General features: G+C 36.5%; 15 protein-coding genes. 9 read left to right on the top strand and 6 right to left on the bottom strand.

Annotated elements, in window-relative coordinates:
• The first annotated feature begins 182 nt into the window (after positions 1-182).
• On the top strand, positions 183-3,134 hold the full coding sequence (locus tag J0M08_04720) for a PKD domain-containing protein (protein MBN8702344.1): 2,952 nt from the start codon (positions 183-185) through the stop codon (positions 3,132-3,134).
• 64 nt (positions 3,135-3,198) lie between these two features.
• Here J0M08_04720 and dprA read toward each other — a convergent pair whose 3' ends face one another.
• Positions 3,199-4,293 (bottom strand): DNA-processing protein DprA, encoded by a 1,095-nt coding sequence (gene dprA, locus J0M08_04715; protein MBN8702343.1) that lies wholly within the window; start codon positions 4,291-4,293, stop codon positions 3,199-3,201.
• Between the two features lie 171 nt (positions 4,294-4,464).
• Between dprA and J0M08_04710 the strand changes: the two genes are divergently transcribed.
• On the top strand, positions 4,465-8,331 hold the full coding sequence (locus tag J0M08_04710; protein ID MBN8702342.1) for a PKD domain-containing protein: 3,867 nt from the start codon (positions 4,465-4,467) through the stop codon (positions 8,329-8,331).
• A gap of 361 nt (positions 8,332-8,692) precedes the next feature.
• Positions 8,693-9,079, top strand: coding sequence for a hypothetical protein (locus tag J0M08_04705; protein ID MBN8702341.1), 387 nt, complete (start codon positions 8,693-8,695; stop codon positions 9,077-9,079).
• An 88-nt stretch (positions 9,080-9,167) separates the two neighbouring features.
• On the opposite strand, the gene J0M08_04700 is transcribed toward J0M08_04705, so the two are convergent.
• Both J0M08_04700 and J0M08_04695 read right to left on the bottom strand, forming a co-directional pair.
• Positions 9,168-9,485, bottom strand: a complete 318-nt coding sequence (locus tag J0M08_04700) for a two pore domain potassium channel family protein (protein MBN8702340.1) — start codon at positions 9,483-9,485, stop codon at positions 9,168-9,170.
• 71 nt (positions 9,486-9,556) lie between these two features.
• Positions 9,557-10,561, bottom strand: a complete 1,005-nt coding sequence (locus tag J0M08_04695) for an SRPBCC family protein (protein MBN8702339.1) — start codon at positions 10,559-10,561, stop codon at positions 9,557-9,559.
• A gap of 261 nt (positions 10,562-10,822) precedes the next feature.
• Here J0M08_04695 and J0M08_04690 point away from each other — a divergent pair, with 261 nt between their 5' ends.
• Positions 10,823-12,565, top strand: coding sequence for an ABC transporter ATP-binding protein (locus tag J0M08_04690; protein ID MBN8702338.1), 1,743 nt, complete (start codon positions 10,823-10,825; stop codon positions 12,563-12,565).
• A 3-nt stretch (positions 12,566-12,568) separates the two neighbouring features.
• Here the strand turns inward: J0M08_04690 and J0M08_04685 are convergent, their stop codons facing one another.
• On the bottom strand, positions 12,569-13,198 hold the full coding sequence (locus J0M08_04685) for a hypothetical protein (GenBank protein ID MBN8702337.1): 630 nt from the start codon (positions 13,196-13,198) through the stop codon (positions 12,569-12,571).
• A 365-nt stretch (positions 13,199-13,563) separates the two neighbouring features.
• On the opposite strand from J0M08_04685, the gene J0M08_04680 reads away from it, so the two are divergent.
• Positions 13,564-15,459, top strand: a complete 1,896-nt coding sequence (locus J0M08_04680; GenBank protein MBN8702336.1) for a T9SS type A sorting domain-containing protein — start codon at positions 13,564-13,566, stop codon at positions 15,457-15,459.
• Between the two features lie 120 nt (positions 15,460-15,579).
• Positions 15,580-16,731 (top strand): N-acetyl-alpha-D-glucosaminyl L-malate synthase BshA, encoded by a 1,152-nt coding sequence (gene bshA / locus J0M08_04675; GenBank protein ID MBN8702335.1) that lies wholly within the window; start codon positions 15,580-15,582, stop codon positions 16,729-16,731.
• 3 nt (positions 16,732-16,734) lie between these two features.
• Here the strand turns inward: bshA and J0M08_04670 are convergent, their stop codons facing one another.
• A complete protein-coding gene (locus J0M08_04670) occupies positions 16,735-17,682 on the bottom strand; it encodes a cytochrome-c peroxidase (protein MBN8702334.1) in 948 nt (315 codons plus the stop codon).
• 138 nt (positions 17,683-17,820) lie between these two features.
• Here J0M08_04670 and J0M08_04665 point away from each other — a divergent pair, with 138 nt between their 5' ends.
• Genes J0M08_04665 through J0M08_04655 form a run of 3 tightly spaced genes read left to right on the top strand, consistent with a single transcriptional unit; the run spans position 17,821 to position 19,780 of the window.
• On the top strand, positions 17,821-18,546 hold the full coding sequence (locus J0M08_04665; protein ID MBN8702333.1) for a MotA/TolQ/ExbB proton channel family protein: 726 nt from the start codon (positions 17,821-17,823) through the stop codon (positions 18,544-18,546).
• A gap of 6 nt (positions 18,547-18,552) precedes the next feature.
• Positions 18,553-18,954, top strand: a complete 402-nt coding sequence (locus tag J0M08_04660) for a biopolymer transporter ExbD (GenBank protein ID MBN8702332.1) — start codon at positions 18,553-18,555, stop codon at positions 18,952-18,954.
• A gap of 10 nt (positions 18,955-18,964) precedes the next feature.
• A complete protein-coding gene (locus J0M08_04655; GenBank protein ID MBN8702331.1) occupies positions 18,965-19,780 on the top strand; it encodes a hypothetical protein in 816 nt (271 codons plus the stop codon).
• Positions 19,781-19,810: 30 nt separating this feature from the next.
• Here J0M08_04655 and J0M08_04650 read toward each other — a convergent pair whose 3' ends face one another.
• Positions 19,811-21,058: a C69 family dipeptidase gene (locus J0M08_04650; GenBank protein ID MBN8702330.1), complete on the bottom strand. Its 1,248-nt coding sequence runs from the start codon at positions 21,056-21,058 to the stop codon at positions 19,811-19,813.
• Between the last annotated feature and the right edge of the window lie 3 nt (positions 21,059-21,061).

The raw sequence follows: 21,061 nt of genomic DNA, 5'->3' as shown, positions 1-21,061 counted from the left end.
TGTGATATAAAACTCCCCTTTTATTTGAAACAAAACACCCATTTTGTGATTGACAGCAATCTGTTGTAATAATACATTTGCAAAAAAACACATTAACAGGGGTTACTTTACTAAATTTCAGGTGTAGTAGAGGTTAAAACAACCTTAATTTAACTTGATTGGTATGCTAATTTATAATAAATTTGGACGTTAATCTTATTGGCTTCATGTATGTAAAACTTAAATCTATCGCTTTTTTCCTTTGTGTTTCATTAACACTTAGTGCAAACCTATTTAACATAGCCAATATAGATAGTGTACCTGGTTTTAACTTAGATTCCTGCATAGCAGAAATGAAAGCGCAAAACATTTCTGCTGTTGACTATAATGGCTACATAAATAGACAAAAAGCACTTTTTTTGACAAAAAATGCCTCCCCGTACTTTAAAACAAATAACTCTAATTCGCATCTGCTTCCACAAGCAATGCCACCATGTACAAACATTGACTTTGAAACAGGTAATTTTACCGGTTGGACTGCTTATGAGGGATACAATAGTAATTCACTTAGCCCATTGACATCGGTAGTAACTGGCCTTAAACCAGCTCCCAATGGAGCATTTAATCAGCCACCCAGTACCGGCTGTTCTGGTTGGGGTAATAGTGGGAATAGACATACCATAGTTACCTCTGCATTGGGAAATGATGCTTATGGTGGATTTCCCGTTACATCTCCATTAGCAGGAAATCATTCAGTACTTCTTAACAATGATTGCACAGGTGGGTATGGCTCATTTATAGAACAGCAATTTTCTGTTTCTACAACAAACTCCATGCTTACAATTGCGTATGCAATTGTATTGGAAGATGGAGGTCATGATTCAACATCTCAACCTTATTTCAGAGCAGAGGTATTAGACCAAAATGGCAATCCTATCCAATGTTTAGCATACGATGTAGTTATAAATAGTGGGGGCGGGAATACTGGCTTCATTAAAAGCACAAGTGCTACCTGTGGAACATGGTGTGATACATATTACAAACCTTGGACAGTTAGCGCTTTTAACCTTTCTGCTTACATAGGACAAAATGTGACCGTTCGATTTACGGTGGCTGACTGCGCATTTAGCGGACATTATGGATATGCTTATGTAGATGCTAGATGCGGTCCAATGAGTCTTTTGACATCTTCCCCCGCAGTATGCGGGAACAAAACAGTTACAATTACAGGTCCAGCTGGAATGCAGTCGTATCAATGGGCTGTACTTAATGGACAAGGAAACATAATAGGCTCTACGACTAACCAAACCTTATTAATCAACCAAGGTGGGCACTATCAAGTTACAGTTACTCCTGTAACCGGATCTGGCTGTGCATATACAATAGATAGCATTATACCGGGAATACCAATAAGCCCAACGGCACAATTTGTTACAGATACAGTATGCTTTGGGAAAACCACTTCTTTTACTGATTTATCGTTACCAACAGCAAGTGTTACCGCATGGCTATGGGATTTTGACAACAATGGAACAAACGATGCCTCTATTCAAAATCCAACTTATCAATACAGCGTTACCGGAGTGCAGCCCGTTAAACTTACAATTACAGCCGGACCGTGTGTAATTGACACTACAATTGACGTTCTGGTCGATACCATACCCAAGCCCGTCATAAGCAATGGTGGTACCTATTGTGAGGGAAAAACAGTTGCACTAAGTACTAGTGGTTCGCCAGTTTATAGCTGGAAAGGTCCTGGCACATTTACCTCCTCCGATTCCGTATTAATTTTTTCGCCTGGAATGGCAGCTAATTCGGGAGTATATAGCCTTACTGTTACCGACCCTACCGGCTGTAAAGCAATTGCGAGCCAAACACTTCAATTTAACGTAAATAACTTTGCTACAGCATCAAGCAGCCCTGCAGTTTTGTGTGCTGGGGCAACAATTAGCTTATCTTCATCAGGAGGCGTTACTTATAGCTGGACAGGCCCTGGAGGCTATACAAGTACGCAACAAAATCCAATATTTGTTAACGCAGCCTTTTCTAATTCTGGTACATATACTGTAGTAGCTACAGATGCTAATGGTTGTATAAGTAAGGCATCTACGTATGCTCAAATTAATCCTGTGCCAGTTGCTTCGTTTACCCCAGGCATAACGTGCTCCGGAGACCCAATGCCTCATACTAATTTATCCACTGGTCAAGGAAATACCTACCAATGGAGATTTAGTGATGGCGCCTCCTCAACACAAGTTAGCCCATTACACAACTATACTACACCTGGAGCTGTTTCTACAACACTAATTGCCACCAATATTTTTGGATGTAAAGACACTGCAATACAAAATACATTTGTTCACCCTTTACCTACAATTCTTTATACATCCGATATAGATTCGGGGTGTACGGATTTGTGTGTTAATTTTATCAATCAATCGTCTATTGCTTTAAACGAAACAATTGCTAGTTATTATTGGCAATTTGGAGATTCATTAAAATCAACATCAACACAAGCAAATCCTAATTTCTGTTATACCCAAAGTGGTTTTTATACAGTTTCGTTAACCGCAGTATCTGCGTATGGTTGTAGAGATAGCAGTTTTATACCGAACATGATTTTTGCGTATCCCGGTATTATTGCCGATTACGTGCTTGCTCCACAAACTGCTACAATATTAAGTCCGTTAATTACATTCTATAACTATACACTTGATACAACTGCCTACCACTGGTATTTTGGAGATGGTACGGAAAGCACCTCTATTTTAGAGCCAAGACACGAGTACCAAAATATTGGAACCTACGACACCAAATTGGTGGTAACAAACCAATATGGCTGTATGGACTCTTTATCGCAAAGAGTTTATATAGAAGGCGATTGGTCGTTTTATGTTCCTAATACATTTACTCCTAATAACGATACTAAGAATGATAAATTTGAAATTGAATCGTATGGCTTAAAAGACCTTAGCTATAAGATTTACAATAGGTGGGGCGAAATTATTTTTGAAGGACAAAACATAACCGCAACTTGGGATGGAACTACTGCCGGAAAAGAAGCGAAAATTGGAGTTTATATTTGCAGAATAAATTACACAGACGCGTTTGGGAAACCTCATGAAGTAACTACACACATTACGTTGTTGAGATAAGAAAACATAGAAAACTAAAACAAGAATGACTCTTGAAAATTGATTTCAAGAGTCATTCTTGTTTTTATATCGAATACATTTTTCCGGGCAATGATCTTACTACTCCCGCAAACTCTAAATTTAAAAGTAGTGTAGAAAGTTTATATACAGGTATACTTGAATAGTAGGCTAAGTCGTCTATTCCGGTGTTGCCTTTTTCTTGTAATATTTTTACAAGCACCTCTTCTTCAGGAGATAAATTAGCAAATAGAGGTATTTGTTTTGTGGGTGGTTTTTTTTCTTTTTTTTGCCAACCTAATTGGTAAATTAAATCTTCTGCACTTTCTATTAATCCTGCTCTATTGGTTTTTATCAAATGGTTACATCCTTGCGAATATACATCGGTAGCTTTTCCGGGAAACGCAAACACATCTCGGCTATAGGATACTGCAATATTCGCTGTAATAAGCGACCCTCCCTCCTTTTTAGATTCTACCACAACTACCGCATCGCAAATTCCGGCAACTATTCTATTTCGTTTCGGAAAATTCTCTTTGTTGGCAATCGTCTCACTTTTAAAATCTGTTAGCAAACCACCTCCATTTTCAATCATTTTTTTTGCAACGGATTTATGAACAGCAGGATACATTTTATCCAAACCATGTGCTAAAACGGCTATTGTAGGCAACTCATTATCCAATGCAGCCTGATGAGCATGAACATCAATTCCGTAGGCCAATCCACTTATAATTACAGGATTCAATTCTTTTAAATCAGCAACTAATTTTTCGCATTGTTGTTTACCGTAATTGGTAGCATTCCGAGTACCAATTATACTTATTATTTTATCACTATTTAGCACATTTTCGCCCTTATAATATAACATTACAGGACCATCGTTACATTGCTTTAATCGATTTGGATAATCCTTATCTAGGTAAAACAGAGGTGTGATTCCGTATTTCATAATGAACTCCAACTCTTGCTCCGCTCTTATTAACACATCGTTCTCTACAATGGATTTTGCAGCAGATTGTCCAATCCCAGGTATTTTTAAAAGCGCATCCTTTTTCTCTTTAAATACAGCTTCACTACTACCACAATAGGCTACTAAATTCTTAGCCAATACATCGCCAATCTTGGGAATTAGTGTTAGTGCTATGTTGTACAGAGTATTCATTCAACAAAAACCGAAATTAAGAATTAAGTCTGCAATAAAAATAGAATAAAAAAATTATGGCTTTTAAAATTATTAAAAATCTAATGTTTATAAACTACAACCCACTTATAGCTAAATTGACCGATAATTAGTATTTTCAAGGAAGTTTATCCTTTTAATTTTTATACAGGCATGAGAAAATATATACTTAATATTTTATTAAATTTTTTTATAGTAGTTATTGGGCATTCGGCTGTAGTTGCAACTTTTACTTCTAATGTTTCTTCTGGGTGCGCCTCTCTTACTGTTAATTTCCAAGATTTATCAACCGGAAACCCAACTTCATGGACATGGAGCTTTGGAAATGGAAACACATCGACTTTGCAAAATGCCAGTGCAATTTACAATACTCCAGGAGTTTATTCTGTAACACTTACTGTGTCTGACGGAACTACTACAGATACTGAGATAAAAACAATAACAGTGCATAGCAACCCGGTTGCTAATTTTTCAACAGTACCACAAGTACCGTGCTCTGGTAAATCTGTTTTATTTACAGATAATTCTACTTTAGGAAGTGCCGCAATTACAACATGGTTGTGGGATTACGGTGATGGCAATAGTCAAACAATAGCAACAAATACCTCAACACATACCTACACATCCGGAACTTATCCTGTAACCCTTATTGTTACGGATGCAAATGGATGCACTGGCTCAGTTATTAAAACCACAACCGTGGTACCTGCGCCAACAGCTAATTTCACAGGCAGTCCTGCATCAAGCTGTACCGCACCTTTAACCACAAATTTCAGCAGCACATCAACAATAAATGGAACCGCAACCTACGCATGGACGTTTGGAGACGGAGGCACATCTACTGCTCAAAATCCTGCACATACCTATGTTGCAAACGGGAGCTACACCGTTAAACTAGTCGTGAATCAAGGTGGCTGTATAGATTCTGTAGTCAAAACTAATTTTGTAGTTGTAAATAAAATTGCTGCTAATTTTTCTGTCCCTTCTCAAACTGTTTGTGTTGGTCAAAGCGTAAACTTTACAGATGCGTCACTTCCACTTGCTTCTACCGCAGGGTGGCAGTTTGGCGATGGCAGCACATCTACATCTTTAAACCCTTCATATGCATACAATGCAGCGGGAGTTTATTCTGTAACTTTTGTAGCTACAGATGCAAGCGGTTGCTCCGACACCATTGTTAAACCAAACTTCATTACCGTAAATGCAAACCCTGTAGCTTCTTTTACGGCAACCTCTACACAAGGCTGCTCTAAACCACATTCGGTAAATTTTACGGATGCATCTACCGGTGCAGTAGCTTGGCAGTGGGATTTTGGTGATGGCGGAGGAACATCAACACAACAAAACCCTGTTTATTCCTATACTGCAGAGGGCTCATTCAATGTTTCATTAATTGTTACAAATGCAAATGGATGTACCGCAAGTTCCTCAATTAGTAGTTTGGTAAACATTTCAGTTCCTGTAATTAATTTTTCAGCTACACCCCTATTAGGATGTATTCCATTGCCTGTAACTTTTACGAGTTCTAGTACAAGCACTGCTGTGCCTATCACATCGTATGCTTGGACATTTGGAGATGGGAATACACAAACCACTGCTGCTACAACAGCTACTAATACGTATAATACTCAAGGATTTTTTACGGTAAAGCTAGTTGTAACTACAGCTACTGGCTGTAAAGACAGTCTTGTTCAAAATTCCTATGTAAAAGCAGGGACAAAGCCTGTGGCAGATTTTTCTGTTACACCTACAACTGTATGTTTTGGCTTTCCGGTGCAGTTTGCAGACCTTACTAATATTGCCGATGAATGGCAATGGTCTTTTGGAGATGGAGGAAGTTCTACTATCAAAAATCCTTTATACGTATATGGTGATACCGGAACCTTTGATGTACGCTTAGTTGCGTTAAATAATGGTTGTGCAGACACCATAGATTATTTGAATTTAATGACCGTTAATCCTCCTAAACCTAACTTTACTTATACATTGAGTTGTACAAATTACTACAATGTAAATTTCACAAACACATCTGCTGCTGCAACATCTGTGCAATGGGATTTTGGTGATGGAACATTTGATTTAACAAATAACAACACTCCCACACACACGTATGCTGCTCGCGGTTTATATACTGTTTCCATTACCGCTACTAATACCGTAACCGGTTGTACTTTTTCTAGAACACAGTCATTTACCATTGCAGAGCCTATAGCCGATTTTACGTATGGACCAAACCCGGCAAAGGGTTGTGTTCCTTTAAATGTAACGTTTAACTCTGCGGCATCTCAAGATGCAAGTACATATTTATGGGATTTTGGAAGTACAGCAGTAGCATCTTCTAACCAAGCTTCTCCTACTGCATCCTATACAGCAAAAGGATTGTTCTCGCCTACATTAACAATTACCGATGTAAATGGATGTACAAGCGTAAAAGCACTTTCTAATATTATTAATGCATATGGAATTACGCAAGCTAATTATGTTGCATCTCCTACTTCAGGATGCGCTCCACTGGGAGTTACATTTAAAGATTTGTCTCTTGCAGATTCATTAATCATCAATAGAATTTGGAATTTTGGTGATGGAAATATTGACACTACTTCTATCGATAGTATTTTTCATGTGTATCCTACACGTGGGGCATACACGGTTACATTAACAGTACAAGATGCCAATGGATGTTTTCTTCCGGAAATTAAACTCAGTTACATAAACGCGACAAAACCATACCCCGCTTTAGTTGTAGATACGTTCCGTTGCAAAAACGATGTAATTACTTTTGACGCGAGCACTAGCTCTGTAGCAACACCTGCAACGTATGCATGGAATTTTGGCGATGGCTCGGTATTCTCTAGTACACTAGCTACTACCACACACAGCTATACTGTTGACAATGTATATACAGCAACATTAACGATTACTGATGTAAATGGTTGTGACAGTAGCATCACACACACTATCCGAATTTTAAAGCCTACAGCAGGATATAGAGACTCTATCTTGTCCTATGGTTGCGGAACCATGCAAGTACAATTTACCGATACCTCTAAAGGTTTTGTAAATGGATGGCAATGGAATTTTGGAAATGGCGCAACCTCCACTTTAAAAAATCCATCTTATACTTATACAAGTCCAGGCTCTTATAGTATAACGCTTATAGTAACGAATGTTGGTGGATGTACCGACACCATTGTAAAAAACAACATAGTAGTTCCTGGACCAGTTGGTTCATTTTCGTTTACTCCATCTATAGGTTGCGTTCCATTTACAGTTACATTTAATGCAACTAGTAATAATGCTGACTACTATACATGGGACTTTGGAGATGGAACTTTATTATCTCAAACAAATCAATCTACGGTAGTACACACGTATTCAAATAATATTTCGGTTACACCAATTTTACTTATCGGAGATCCGCTTCCAAATGGCAATCCGTGTGAGTTGCCTGCAAATAATTTAACAGGTAGTGTTATAGCTGCTACATTATTTGATGTGCAGGTTACGCCACCGAGCCCGGTAAGTATTACAGAAGATCAAATGGTACAATTAAATACAGTTATAACAGGTACTGTGGTTGGTAATCTTTCTTATGCATGGACATCTACAGGAAATATAAGTTGCACCAATTGCTCCGACCCTATTATAACATCTAATGGGCAAGGCGCTATGTATATTGTTACTGTTACTGATTTAGGCTCGGGAGGATGCTATGCATCAGACACCGCAACAGTTGTGTTTGTTCCTTGCGAATCGTTAGAAGTAGAAGTTCCAAATGTATTTTCTCCTAATTATGATGGCGTGAACGATATATTTAACGTTGCAAATATTTGTAAGAGTTACGACTATTTATTCACGGTATACGACAGATGGGGTGTAGAAATGTTCTCGACCAATTTACGTAAAAATGGCTGGGATGGCAGAACTACAGCAGGAGAGCCTGTTCCAGATGGGACATACTATTACACCATAAAAGCGGCAGACAAAAACTTGAAAGGATTTATTCAAGTAATAAGATAATAGAGAAAACTGTTTGGTTCTCTTCCATTTAAAAAAAAGGAATTCTGCTGCTACATAGTAATCCTAAACGGAGTGTACACTGTATAAAAAAATCTGACAAATTTAAAATTGTAGCTATCCGCAGTAATTACTCAAAATGTCTTTATTTGCAACGAATTCCGCAGTTCGATAACTATTGATTAATATCCATTTATAAAAACCACACACAGTTTCTAATAATCAATTATGAAAAAAAATTTTACTTGGATCGCTGTTTTACTCTGCTGTAGTAATTACAATTCGAATTGCTTTCGTTCAAGAAAAATACCTTTATGGACATTCAAGTAGTACCAAAATATGGGAATTCTTACTTGCAATTGTTTTGCTTCCTGCATTAATTGGCTTCATTTATTTTTTACGAACTTCAAAAAAAGATAAATCTATTGGGATTGGTGCATTATTCTTATTAACTGGATTTCTAGGGCTTTTAGGGTCAACTTTTATTGTAAAAACAAAGGCTTCCGGAGAGCTGGATAAAAACGGATTAAAAACAAAAGGTGTAGTTGATTACGTTTATACGTCAAGGTCGGGTTCCAAATCAGTTAAAATTCGTTATGAATTCTTAGTAAAATTTAATGTTGGAAACCAAATTTATTATTCGTTGCCAGGTATTACTGATGATGAAATTTATTTTGAGGGAGATACAATAGACGTTACGTATCTAGAAAGAAATCCATTTTTAAATCGTATATCTTATAAAAAGGAATAAATGGAATGCTACTTCTTTAAATTTCAATAAGTGTATTGGCAAACTACATGTGCCCATTCTATTTGATATGAGATTGCCTTATAAATAGCTACTCATTTCGTTTCTGTTTTGCTTTGGTAATACTGTAATGGTCGTAAACGGTACGTATAAATGTTAAAATCAACCCTAGTCCAATTACAATATAGATCATATTAAAAATTTTCCCAATATCCGTTTTGGGGGTTAAATCTCCATATCCTATAGTGGTAAGGGTAATTACACAGAAGTAAACTGAATCTAGAATAGACCATCCTTCTAAATAGTGAAAAGTACCTGCACCTATTGCCAATACAAGAACTGTAGTAGTTAGTAGCTCTCTATAATCTTTATCCTTTAAGAAATCGAAAATTACTCGCCAAATTAACATAATTACAACAGGTTAAAATAGGTAAGAAGTAAGCAATTCAAACGCATGTGAAAATGATAAATCGATAAAAATTATTCTACCGGATAGTAAATTTTTGTAAGCCACTTCGTACTATCCTTTTCCATTACAGGATCTGTAATGTAAACTTCTCTTGGCGATCCATTTACTTTTTTGGAATTATGGTTTATCCAATCGTTTATTTTAGCGTGTGCTTCGGATAATTTCGAATATGGTCCATAATAATCGTACATAACAGCTTTTATAGGCTGCAATTGCGTTGCTTTAATTCGACCCTCTGCCTTTGCAGGAAAATCAGCAACCGGAATACATGTTTCCAAATCAATTTCATTTTCGGATTGACCATGATACAAAGCAAATACAGGTCCTGCAAGCTGCAACTTGTTAGTTTGAGTAAATGTCATTAGTTCTCCGAAAAATTCGCCCATTTTACTTGATATCTCGGCATCTTTTACCTCTTCGCGAATACTAACTACTTTGGTGCCGGGTATATTTTCTTCTGTCATTTCTATACTTGGCGTCATTGGCATACTTTCCGAAATGCTTTTTAATGATTTTAATCCGGTCTCGAAATCTGAGCCAATCATCTTATCCATAAATACACCAACTATTTTTGCAACAGGATTCATTCCCATTTCAAAATCAATCCACCAAGTAACTTTTACACCTTCGGCTTCTTTTGCAAAAGCGTATCCACCAAGCGCAGTGCCTTGATCGGCAAAAATGAGTTCTGTATTTATAGTGTCGGATGGGATGCTGTGTATAATTGTAAGTTTACCTTGTCCAACATTCCTGTTTTTACTATCCCATGAATAAGAAGCTCCAGTTCCAGCAACCGGACCTGAATATGTTTTAATCATTGCAGTATCAATCTTATGCCATGGAGACCATAAATCCCATTGTTTTAAATTATTTACTAACTCAAATGGAGTCTCTTTATTGGTGTTGATAATAATAGACCTTTCAACGTGCGCATTTTTAGGCAAAAACAAAGAAATGATTGTTACCAGAAGAACAAGTCCTAAAACTATTAATCCAATTCGCTTAACTATTTTCATCTGAATGGTTTGTTTTAATTTTGTACCAAATCTAAAAAATATATTGCAGATAGAATTATTAATTAACATTAGAAATTGTCATTCGAAAACTATAGATGATTTTATAAAATTAATTTATTACGTTAAACACTTGTTTAAACGAGTATGTAATTGAAATAACTATATCTTTGATAGCAAAAAAAAGCCATCTACAAAAGCGCACAAATACTAATGAATAAAATGGCTATACCATACAACAATAAAAAATAAAAACATTTACAGATGAAACTGTTATATTCCTACTTAAAAAATTATTGGCAATTAGTACTTCTAGCCTTGCTTCTTGCTGCTATTAATCAAATATTTTCGTTGCTCGACCCATTGGTTTTTAAACATATTGTGGATGATTATGCCTTTGGAGCGCATGATTATACTAAAGCAGAATATATAAAAGGTGTAGGCGGATTGATTCTACTATCTATGGGCGTTGCAATGGTTTCGCGTATTGCAAAAAATTTTCAAGACTATTATGTAAATGTGATTGTGCAACGCTTAGGCGCACAAATTTATTCCGATGGACTAAAGCATTCTTTAGAGCTTCCCTACTCTGTATTTGAGGATCAGCGCAGCGGAGAAACCTTAGGTAAACTACAAAAAGTACGGACCGATGTAGAGAAATTGATTTCTGCTTTTGTAAATATTTTATTTACATCGTTGGTAGGAGTTGTGTTTGTAATGATTTATGCTATAAAAATTGATTGGATTATTGCTGTAGTTTATTTTGGCTCTGTGCCGATATTAGGCTTTATAACATCTGTATTAAGTAAGCGAATAAAAACTATTCAGAAAAAAATTGTTGTCGAAACAACTGCATTGGCGGGCTCTACCACAGAGTCGTTGCGCAATATTGAATTGGTAAAAAGTTTAGGTCTTGCTCAACAAGAGATTGGAAGATTGAACGGAATAACCATTAAAATTTTAGGATTAGAATTAAAAAAGGTTCGCTACATACGTAGTATAAGCTTTATACAAGGCACGTTTGTAAACTTGTTGAGAAGCAGTATTCTGTTTTTGTTGTTGTATTTAATTTTTGCCGAGAATATGACCTTGGGAGAATTATTCTCTCTTCAAATTTATTCTTTCTTTATTTTTGGGCCTTTACAAGAATTGGGCAATATCATTAATATATACCGAGAAGCCGAAGTATCACTCACCAATTTTAGTGACATATTAAATACACCTAAAGAACCACAACCACAAAAACCTATTATACTTGACAAATTGGAGAGAGTAGAGTTTAAAAATGTAGTTTTTAAACATCAATCTTCTGTATCAAATGCTCTTGAGAATATCAGTTTTCAAGTTAAAAAAGGAGAAACAATTGCTTTTGTTGGTCCATCCGGCTCGGGAAAAACTACGCTTATAAAGCTGTTGGTGGGATTGTACAGACCTTTAAATGGTGAGGTTTCGTACAACAATCATTCAATTAATGAGGTTGACTTAAATTATTTTAGAGAGCAAATTGGTTTGGTAACTCAGGATACACAATTGTTTTCGGGCACTATAAAAGAGAATTTACTGTTTGTAGCACCAAATGCAACTGATGCGGAATGTATGGATGTGTTGCAAAAAGCGGCTTGTGCTAATTTGTTGGCGCGTGCAGACAAGGGTATTGATACCGTAATTGGCGAAGGTGGCGTAAAAGTATCAGGCGGAGAAAAGCAGCGTTTGTCTATTGCACGTGCATTATTACGAAAGCCATCTATTTTGGTTTTTGATGAGGCCACCTCTGCATTAGATTCCATAACAGAAGAAGAAATAACCAAAACGGTACGAGACATTTCTCAAAACAAACATCATATAACCATAATGGTTGCACACCGCTTATCTACAATCATGCATGCGGATAAAATATTTGTATTAGAAAAAGGAAATATTGTGGAAGTTGGTAAGCACGAAGATTTACTGGCAGAAAAAGGCTTGTACTACGCAATGTGGAGACAACAGATTGGGGAAAGAAAGTAACGGCTAAAATGCCATCGCAAAATAGGGTGACTCTTTAAACAAAACTTTTTTCTTTTTAAAAGTAGCAAGCTTATTGTCATACACTAAAAGGTAATTTCCACTATCAAGGTATGTAATATCAAGGCTGTTGGCAAAGCCTTGTGCAAGCACATCGCCATACATGTTGTAGAGAACAAAGAAGGTGTTGTTCGAAAATTCTACAACTCTGTTCGACTGCACTATTTTGTAATTTATTTCTTCCGTTTCACTCACAAACGTAACCGCTTCGGAGTAACGTGCAATTCTATCGTATCCTTTTTGTTTGACTCTAAATTTATTTATCCCAGCATGATAAACTATATTATAGGAATAGGAGTTGGCCTCAACTGTGCCCATTCCCATTACTTGCCCAATTTTTACCCATCTATCAAATTGATATTGTTCTATAATAAATGGTAATGACCCTGTTTCATTCAATGTGGTCCAGTTTATCATTCCATCTGCTGTAAGATGAATAGATTTTATTTTAAAGGTGGCAACAATTTGGTTTGCATTTTCGCTATCCTTCGCTTCTACATAGCATTTCTCAGCTTTTGTTACAAAGCAAACACTCACTAAAAAATAAAATAGGTATGTTGTTAGTTTAGCTTGCATCAGAAACAAAATTACTTTAAGCAGCTGCCCGATTTGTTAATATCTATGCGCGTTTATTAACATCGAATTGTTTGTATCTATACAATTAATTGACAATCAAAACCTTATTGCTGTAACAATATTAACAATATTTGACATTGCATGTTGATATATCATTGGCGATAAATTATTATTTCGAACTTAATAATCCGAATAAACAGAATTTTTCATATCAGGACTATTCACAACTTCATGTCTAAAAGCATTGATTTTGAAATTATTGCAAGAGACATTGCCCTAAATTTGAGTTACACTTTATTATAAATTAGTTTGAGTACATCTGTTTTTGCATTACCTTTGCGCCAACTTAACCAAATTTAACCCAAATGAAAAAATCACTACTGTCAGTTAGTGCATTGCTAGGCATTGTATTAACTACCAATCAAACATTTTCACAAGCCACCATTTCTTGGAAACAACAATTTGCAGGTTCACCGCTTAGTACATTCGATGAGGCCGGTGCTTTTACAACTACAATTCTTGATACAACCGGCAAGAATATGTATTACCTATCTGAGCTGTACCAAGGAGAAACTACAGATTTTGATCCTTCAACAAAGAAGGCTAATCTAACGGGGGCAATTAATGCAATTAAATTCCCTACACTTGATGATGCAGAGGATTTTGCCTATGGCCATCTAACAGGCATTCCTACGTTATCTGCTTACGACCTGAATACAGGTGCATACAAGTGGGCTAAAAAAATGGAGCTACTTACAAATGATAGCTATGTAGCAGTAAGCGACATTTTAACTCTTAATAACAAGAGTGGCTTATATGTTGTTTGTCGTTTTGCAGGTAAGTTGAAGTTTAATAGTGTTGTTTATACGTCTTCCCAATCCACTAATTTATATGCAGACATTCTTGTTCTTCGTTTAAGTGCTAACGGAACAACATTAAAATCGGCTATTATAAAAGCATCTGCAAACAGCAAGCCATACCTTAATATTCAAGATGCAACCACCGATATGAATGGTTCTTTGTTACTAGCAGTAGAAAATCACGGTGTTAATGGGAAAATAGATGCAAATCCATCAACCGCTATTAAAGACGTAGCTTTAAATACAAGCGACATTGCCATAATAAAATTGGACTCTGATTTAAAATATTTAAATCATGGTAAGATTGATGCGAACGGTAACAACGTTTACATTTCTAACATGATTATTGATGCCTCTAAGAACATAGTTATTTCGGCAAACGTATACGGAACTGAAGCCGGAGGTGCTAATGGAGTTGATTTTGATTTGGCATCAACACAAAAATTGTTTGGTCAAAATACATTAAGTTCAGAGACTGCTGATTTGGTAATTGTAAAATACAATCCATTGATGCAATATTCTTGGATGAAAAAAATTAACCAAGTAAACGGGCGTGCTACGATTATGTCGGATAAAATGGGTAACATACATACCGTTTCTACTTTATTAGGAGATTTAGAGACAATTCAATTTGGTGGTGGTGATACCTATAACGGACAAGACAATAAAACTACCATTGTGTTTGGAAAGTTTGATAAGAACGGAAATTTCTTGGCTTCCTTTTCTGATGTTAAGGTTGGATATAATGAGTTTGGAATAAGCACTTTTATGGATAAGAATTCCAATATTTATTATGCAACAACAATTACAGGGGCAAATAGCAATAGCAATATTTATACTTCCGATATTTATATGGCTAAACTTAAAACTACCGGAAACTATTCTTTGCTTTGGAAAAACAGAATTACTGCAGTAACAGGAAATGCAAGTGCTGCTGCCATTACTGCGTATAACAACGAGGTTGTAGTTACAGGGGTAGCTACTAAAGGAACCTATAAAATGTTAGTTTCAAGTCCAACTAACAAAATGGTTGTGAATACACTTGATTATGGTGTAAGCTTTTTTGTTAAATATAAATTAAGTGGTGTAGCTTTAGCACCTGAAGAACAAGCGGAAGAGAATAATTTCAATAATTCATTCAAAACTTCAATGGAAGAAAACTCTTTATCGCTGGCAGTATATCCTAATCCAGCTAAAGACGAACTTACTGTAAAAACTACACTAAGTGAAGAAGAAACTGCAGTGCTTACTATTTACAACTACAGTGGAGTGGTAGTTAAAACAGTTACACTAAATTCTGCAGAAACTAAATTGGCTATTTCTGAATTGGTTTCAGGAATATATTTTGTAGAACTAGTTTCTAATGAAGGAAAAGAAGTTCAAAAATTGATTAAAGAATAACTTCAAGTTACATAGTTTATAAAAAATGGGGCGGGGCAAGTATAATATACTTGCCCCGCCCCATTTTTATGCATAAATCTAGAATAGTTACCTTTGCGAGGTCATACTAAGAAAAAAATTATGAAAATCGGAATTGTTTGTTATCCAACATACGGAGGAAGTGGCGTTGTAGCCACTGAATTAGGCAAAGCATTAGCTGCCAAAGGACATCAGGTTCACTTTATTACCTATAGTCAGCCGGTAAAATTAGATGTGTTTACTCCAAATATATTTTATCACGAGGTAATTGTTTCTGATTATCCATTGTTTGAATATGCGCCTTACGAAGTTGTTTTGTCGAGTAAAATGGTAGATGTTGTAAAATACGAAAAACTAGATGTGCTGCACGTACACTATGCCATACCACATGCATCTGCGGCATATATGGCAAAACAAATTCTTGCTTCGCAAGGAATTCATATTCCATTTATTACCACATTACATGGTACAGATATCACGTTGTTGGGTAAAGACGCATCTTTCGAACCTGCTATCACTTTTGCAATGAATCAAAGCGATGCCATTACAGCAGTGTCGGAAAACTTGAAGGCAGACACGTATAAATATTTTAGCATAAAAAAAGATATTCATGTAATACCCAATTTTATAAGCTTTGAAAAGTATACCAACGAAAAAAATGAGTGCAGCAAAAAAATGTATGCTCCTTATGGCGAAAAAATTTTGATTCATGTTTCAAATTTTAGGAAAGTAAAACGAGTAGAAGATGTGTTACGTATTTTTCAAAAGGTAAGTGCCGAGATTCCTTCTAAACTCTTGTTGGTAGGAGATGGACCGGAACGATCCAATATTGAAAAATTGTGCCGTGAATTAAACACATGTGGCAATATTATATGGCTAGGAAAACTGCGTGACACCGAACAAGTATTGCGCATAGCCGATTTATTTTTACTTACTTCCGAAACAGAAAGTTTTGGGTTGGCAGCACTAGAAGCTATGGCTAGTAAAGTGCCTGTTGTATCTACCAACACAGGTGGAATTCCGGAAGTTAATATTCACAACTATTCCGGAACGCTCAGCAATGTAGGCGATGTGGATGATATGGCAAAGAATGCTATTTATATTTTATCGGACGAAAAGCGACTGGAGCAGTTTAAGGAAAATGCATTTACCCAAGCCCAAAAATTTGACATAGAAAAAATATTGCCTATCTACGAATCGCTCTATTTACAAGTAGTTGAAGTGCATAAAAAAAATAATTTACAAAACGCGTAAAGACTATTTTCGTCTAAATTCAGCATCCGTTAAGCTTTCTAAAAAGTGTAGTAAATCTTGTTTTTCTTGTGCAGTAAAATGAATGGGTTGTTTTACCAAAGAATCTACAAATAGTGGCTTGGCAATAAACTGATAAGGATTTGAATAATACTCAATAACCTCTGCCAATGTTTTAAACATACCATTGTGCATGTATGGCGCTGTTACAGCTACATTACGCAAGCCAGGCACTTTGAATTTGCCAATATCGTTACTGTCTTTGGTTACAGAAAATCTTCCTACATCCGTATAGGTTATGCCATCGTACAAGCCAATGTTTTTAAATTCATCCGCTGTAAAATCCGGGCTAAAATGACACTCAAAACATTTCGCTCTGTCGCTTACAAATAGCTTGTGCCCTCTTTTTGCCGATGCACTAATCGCAGAGGTGTCTCCTCGCTGGTATTTATCAAACGAAGTGCCGGGGCTTTCAAGTGTTCGTTCGTAAGCCGCAATTGCGGACGTTACAGTGGCTTTGGTTGCCGATGATTTATATATTTTCTTAAATAACTTTCTGTAGGTTGCATCGCTGTTAAGCCTTTTTACCACCTCTTCTAAAAGTACATTCATTTCATTTTTGTCTTCTATCGGAAAATGGACTTGGTCTTCTAATGTTGTGGCTCTGCCGTCATAAAAAAAACTACTGCGGGCAGACATATTCATTACAGAGGGCGTATTTCTCAATCCTAATTTATTATTTACACCTTTGCTAAATGCAACCGTATCTGCAAAAGCAAATTGTGGTATGTGGCACGATGCACAGCTGATGGAGCTATCTTTGGAGAGTGCTGTTTCGAAAAAAAGTTTCTTGCCTAATGCCTCTTCTGTATCTATAATAGGGGGCATTCTAAAAGAGTTGCCAACTACAAATATGCCGACAATTGCAAAAAGGATATAAAGTGTTTTTTTCATTATATACAATAAATCCGCTACTAAATTAGTTTATTACAAACACACTATCAACTAACATAGTATTGTTTATAACTACACGCACAAACAAATAACTTACCACAGAAGCTTTTTAAATTAGTACGTTATAAAATCTATACTATGTTTACTACTCTTTTGCAAATTACCAATCCGGCTGCAACCACCACTGTAGCAGATACGTTGACACAAACAGCTCAGGTCGTAGTGCCAACTGCACCTACAGAAGATTCGTTTCAATTAATTGAATTAATCATGAAAGGTGGTCCTATTATGATTCCGATTGGGTTGTTGTCTGTGCTAACCATTTATATTTTGATAGAACGTTTTATGACTATTCGTAAAGCTTCTAAAATAGATCCTTTGTTTATGCACAATATCAAAGATCTTATTCATAACGGGAATATGGATGCCGCAAAAGCTACATGCAAAGCCACTTACGGCCCTTTAGCGAGAATGGTAGAAAAGGGTATTTCTAGAATTGGTAAACCAATCAAGGAAATTGAAGCGGCTATGGAGAGTGTTGGTAAAGCAGAAGTGTATAAATTAGAGAAAAACACAAGCATCCTCAGCATCATTGGGAAAATAGCTCCAATACTAGGTTTCGTAGGTACCATTATGGGCGTAATTGTTATTTTTTACGATATTGGATTAACAGGAGACATTGCGATAAAAACAATTTCGAAAGGGTTGTACCAAAAAATGATAACAAGTGCATCTGGTCTAGTAGTTGGGCTTTTGTCTTACATTTCGTATTATATCATAAATACCATGTTAGACAAGGCAATACAAAACATGGAACTTGGAGCAGCTGAATTTATTGATTTATTGCAAGAACCTACAAAATAAGGCACCATGAATTTGAAACGAAAACACCGTGAAGCAGCGGAAGTAAGCACAGAGTCGTTGAACGACATTATGTTCTTTCTGCTTTTGTTTTTTCTTATTTTGTCAACATTAGCAAATCCAAATATCATAAAGCTTACGTTGCCTAATTCGTCTCACTCCGATCAGTTACCTAAGCAAAAAATTACGATTGAAGTAACTGCCGACAGAAATTATTATATAAATAATACGCCAATTCCATTCAGCGATATGGAGAATGCGCTAAAAATTCTAACAGAAAAAGTAAAAGATCCGGTTGTTATTCTTAGGCTAGATAACACACTTGCTGTTCAGGACTTGGCAGATGTATTGCAAATAGGTTATAAGCTAAACATTAAAATGGTATTGGCTACAAAACCACCCAACGGATAATTAGCATATTATGACAAATCCGGAAACAAAGAACAAAACTATTGCAGCCGCTGTAACCATTGGGTTGCACGCAGCGCTATTTTTGTATTTGTTCTTTAAAATTATTGTAACACCACTGCCGCCTTTTCCAATAGAAGAAGGTGGTATTGAGTTGGGTGTTATGGATTTTGGAAATTTAACGGAAGGCACCGGCAATACGGAGGATGTAAATATGGGAGAAGCTAAGACTACTGAAAATAGTACCCCTCAAAAAACAAATCAAGCCTCGCAGCCCGAAGGAGAAAATGTACTGACAAGCGATGCAGAGCCTATCGATGTTAGTGTTGTAAAAAACACGAAAGCTATTAAAGTTAAGAATAATGTAGAAGCTCCTGTGGTAAAACCTGTAGAAGAAGCTCCTAGCAGCGATTTGCTGAATGCGCTGAATAAAATGAAGAACAAGAAAAGCGGAAGCTCGGGAGGCGATGGGAATTCCGGTAAGCCCGGAAATGAAGGCGATCCAAATGGAAAGCCGGGTGGCGAAGGACTTGGAGATTCAGGACCCGGAAAAGGTGCATTCAAGTACGATTTAAAAGGAAGAAGAATTGTAAGAGCACCTGATATCATTGATGATTCGCAAGAAGAAGGGAAAGTAGTGGTAGAAATCATGGTGGATGAAACAGGAAAGGTTGTTAAGGCAACTCCCGGTGGACGAGGCTCTACAACCACAAGCGCATTGCTTTATGCAAAAGCCAGACAAGCTGCACTAGGTACCAAATTTAATTCTAGTACAGATGGTATGAAAGAGCAGTCCGGCTCTATTACATTTGTGTTTATTCTGAATTGATTTCTTTCGCTCTATTTAGTATTGCGCAACTTACATCAATTTACTCCAACGATTAATTAACTCTTCGTATTCTGCATAACAGTTAGAGCTGAATGTTTCTAGGCTTTGTAGCGTGTAGTCTTTGCTCAACAATTCGTTTTCTTGTGTAATAAATTTATGTTGAAGTGCTGTGCGTTCCTCGTTTATAAGAGCCTTTCTCTTTTTGTAATCTTTACAAATCCATTGATGAATTTTTTCTGCTCTCCACCACAATGAGTTGTCAGCTGTAGCAGAAGGAGATGGAATTTTATGCATCGAATTTGTTCCAAAGAAAAATGGAATATAAATAGATAAGCATGGCATAGAAGTACCGGTTAGCCAAATGGTATATGCACCTTGCTTTCTAATCTTGGCGATCATACTTCCTGTTGTGGAGCTAGGATTTAAAAGGCTTGTGCGGTGCATGCAAATGGAACCGGTGTTCGCTTTTGATGGCTTAAATGTGCTTTCTTCTATGTTGTGTGTTTGTAGAATCGAAATACAATCAGCAATGGTTAGTTGTCCGTTTTTTTTCATTCCTAGCTCCATTGTGCACGCTTGCCGTTTTGCAGCTCTGCCAACAGTAGTATAAAGCCAGTCGGAATAATTCTTTTGAAAATCGAATGCAGATTTTCCATCCCACCATTTATTTTGCTGCGCAAAGGTTTTCGCTTCCGAACTCAATTGGTCAGCATTAGTGGAAATACTTAATTTATTAGAAATGCTGCGAATATCTTTTACCCTTTCTAGCGCCCATTCATTGCCTGCTGTTTCAAGCACCCAAGCATCTTTGGTGTCTGCAATAATAAAACTATTGTGGTAATAAAAATTTTTATTCTTGTACCCTCCGTTTGCATTTTGACCGTGTGTAGCTAGCAGTGAGGTAATGCAATCAATTGCCTCTTTTGCATTTTTGCAGCGCTCCAGCGCAAGCCGCAGTAAGTCCATTCCGGTTAATCCAACTTTTTTCTTGTCAAATTTTACTTTTGTAAAAACAGCTTCGTTGCCAATTGCTAGTCCATGCGCATTTACACCCATTTCTGCACCCCACATTTGAAAAGGTTTAGATAAGATGCATTCGTAGGTTTCTGAAACTTGTGGTATAGAAATATAAGTGCACTGGAGAGTTTTTTCCGTATTCTTTTTTTGTGGAATATGTATAATCGCCTGCGCCTCGTCCGGCTCTCTGTCAGAGTTTTTCGAAAGAATTAAACTGCCATCGGTCGTAGCCTTTGGCAGAGCAACAAAAGTATCACACATAAT

The sequence above is a fragment of the Bacteroidota bacterium genome (genome assembly GCA_017303975.1).
Lineage (GTDB): Bacteria > Bacteroidota > Bacteroidia > JAFLBG01 > JAFLBG01 > JAFLBG01.
This window is presented reverse-complemented; position numbering and strand designations above follow the sequence as displayed.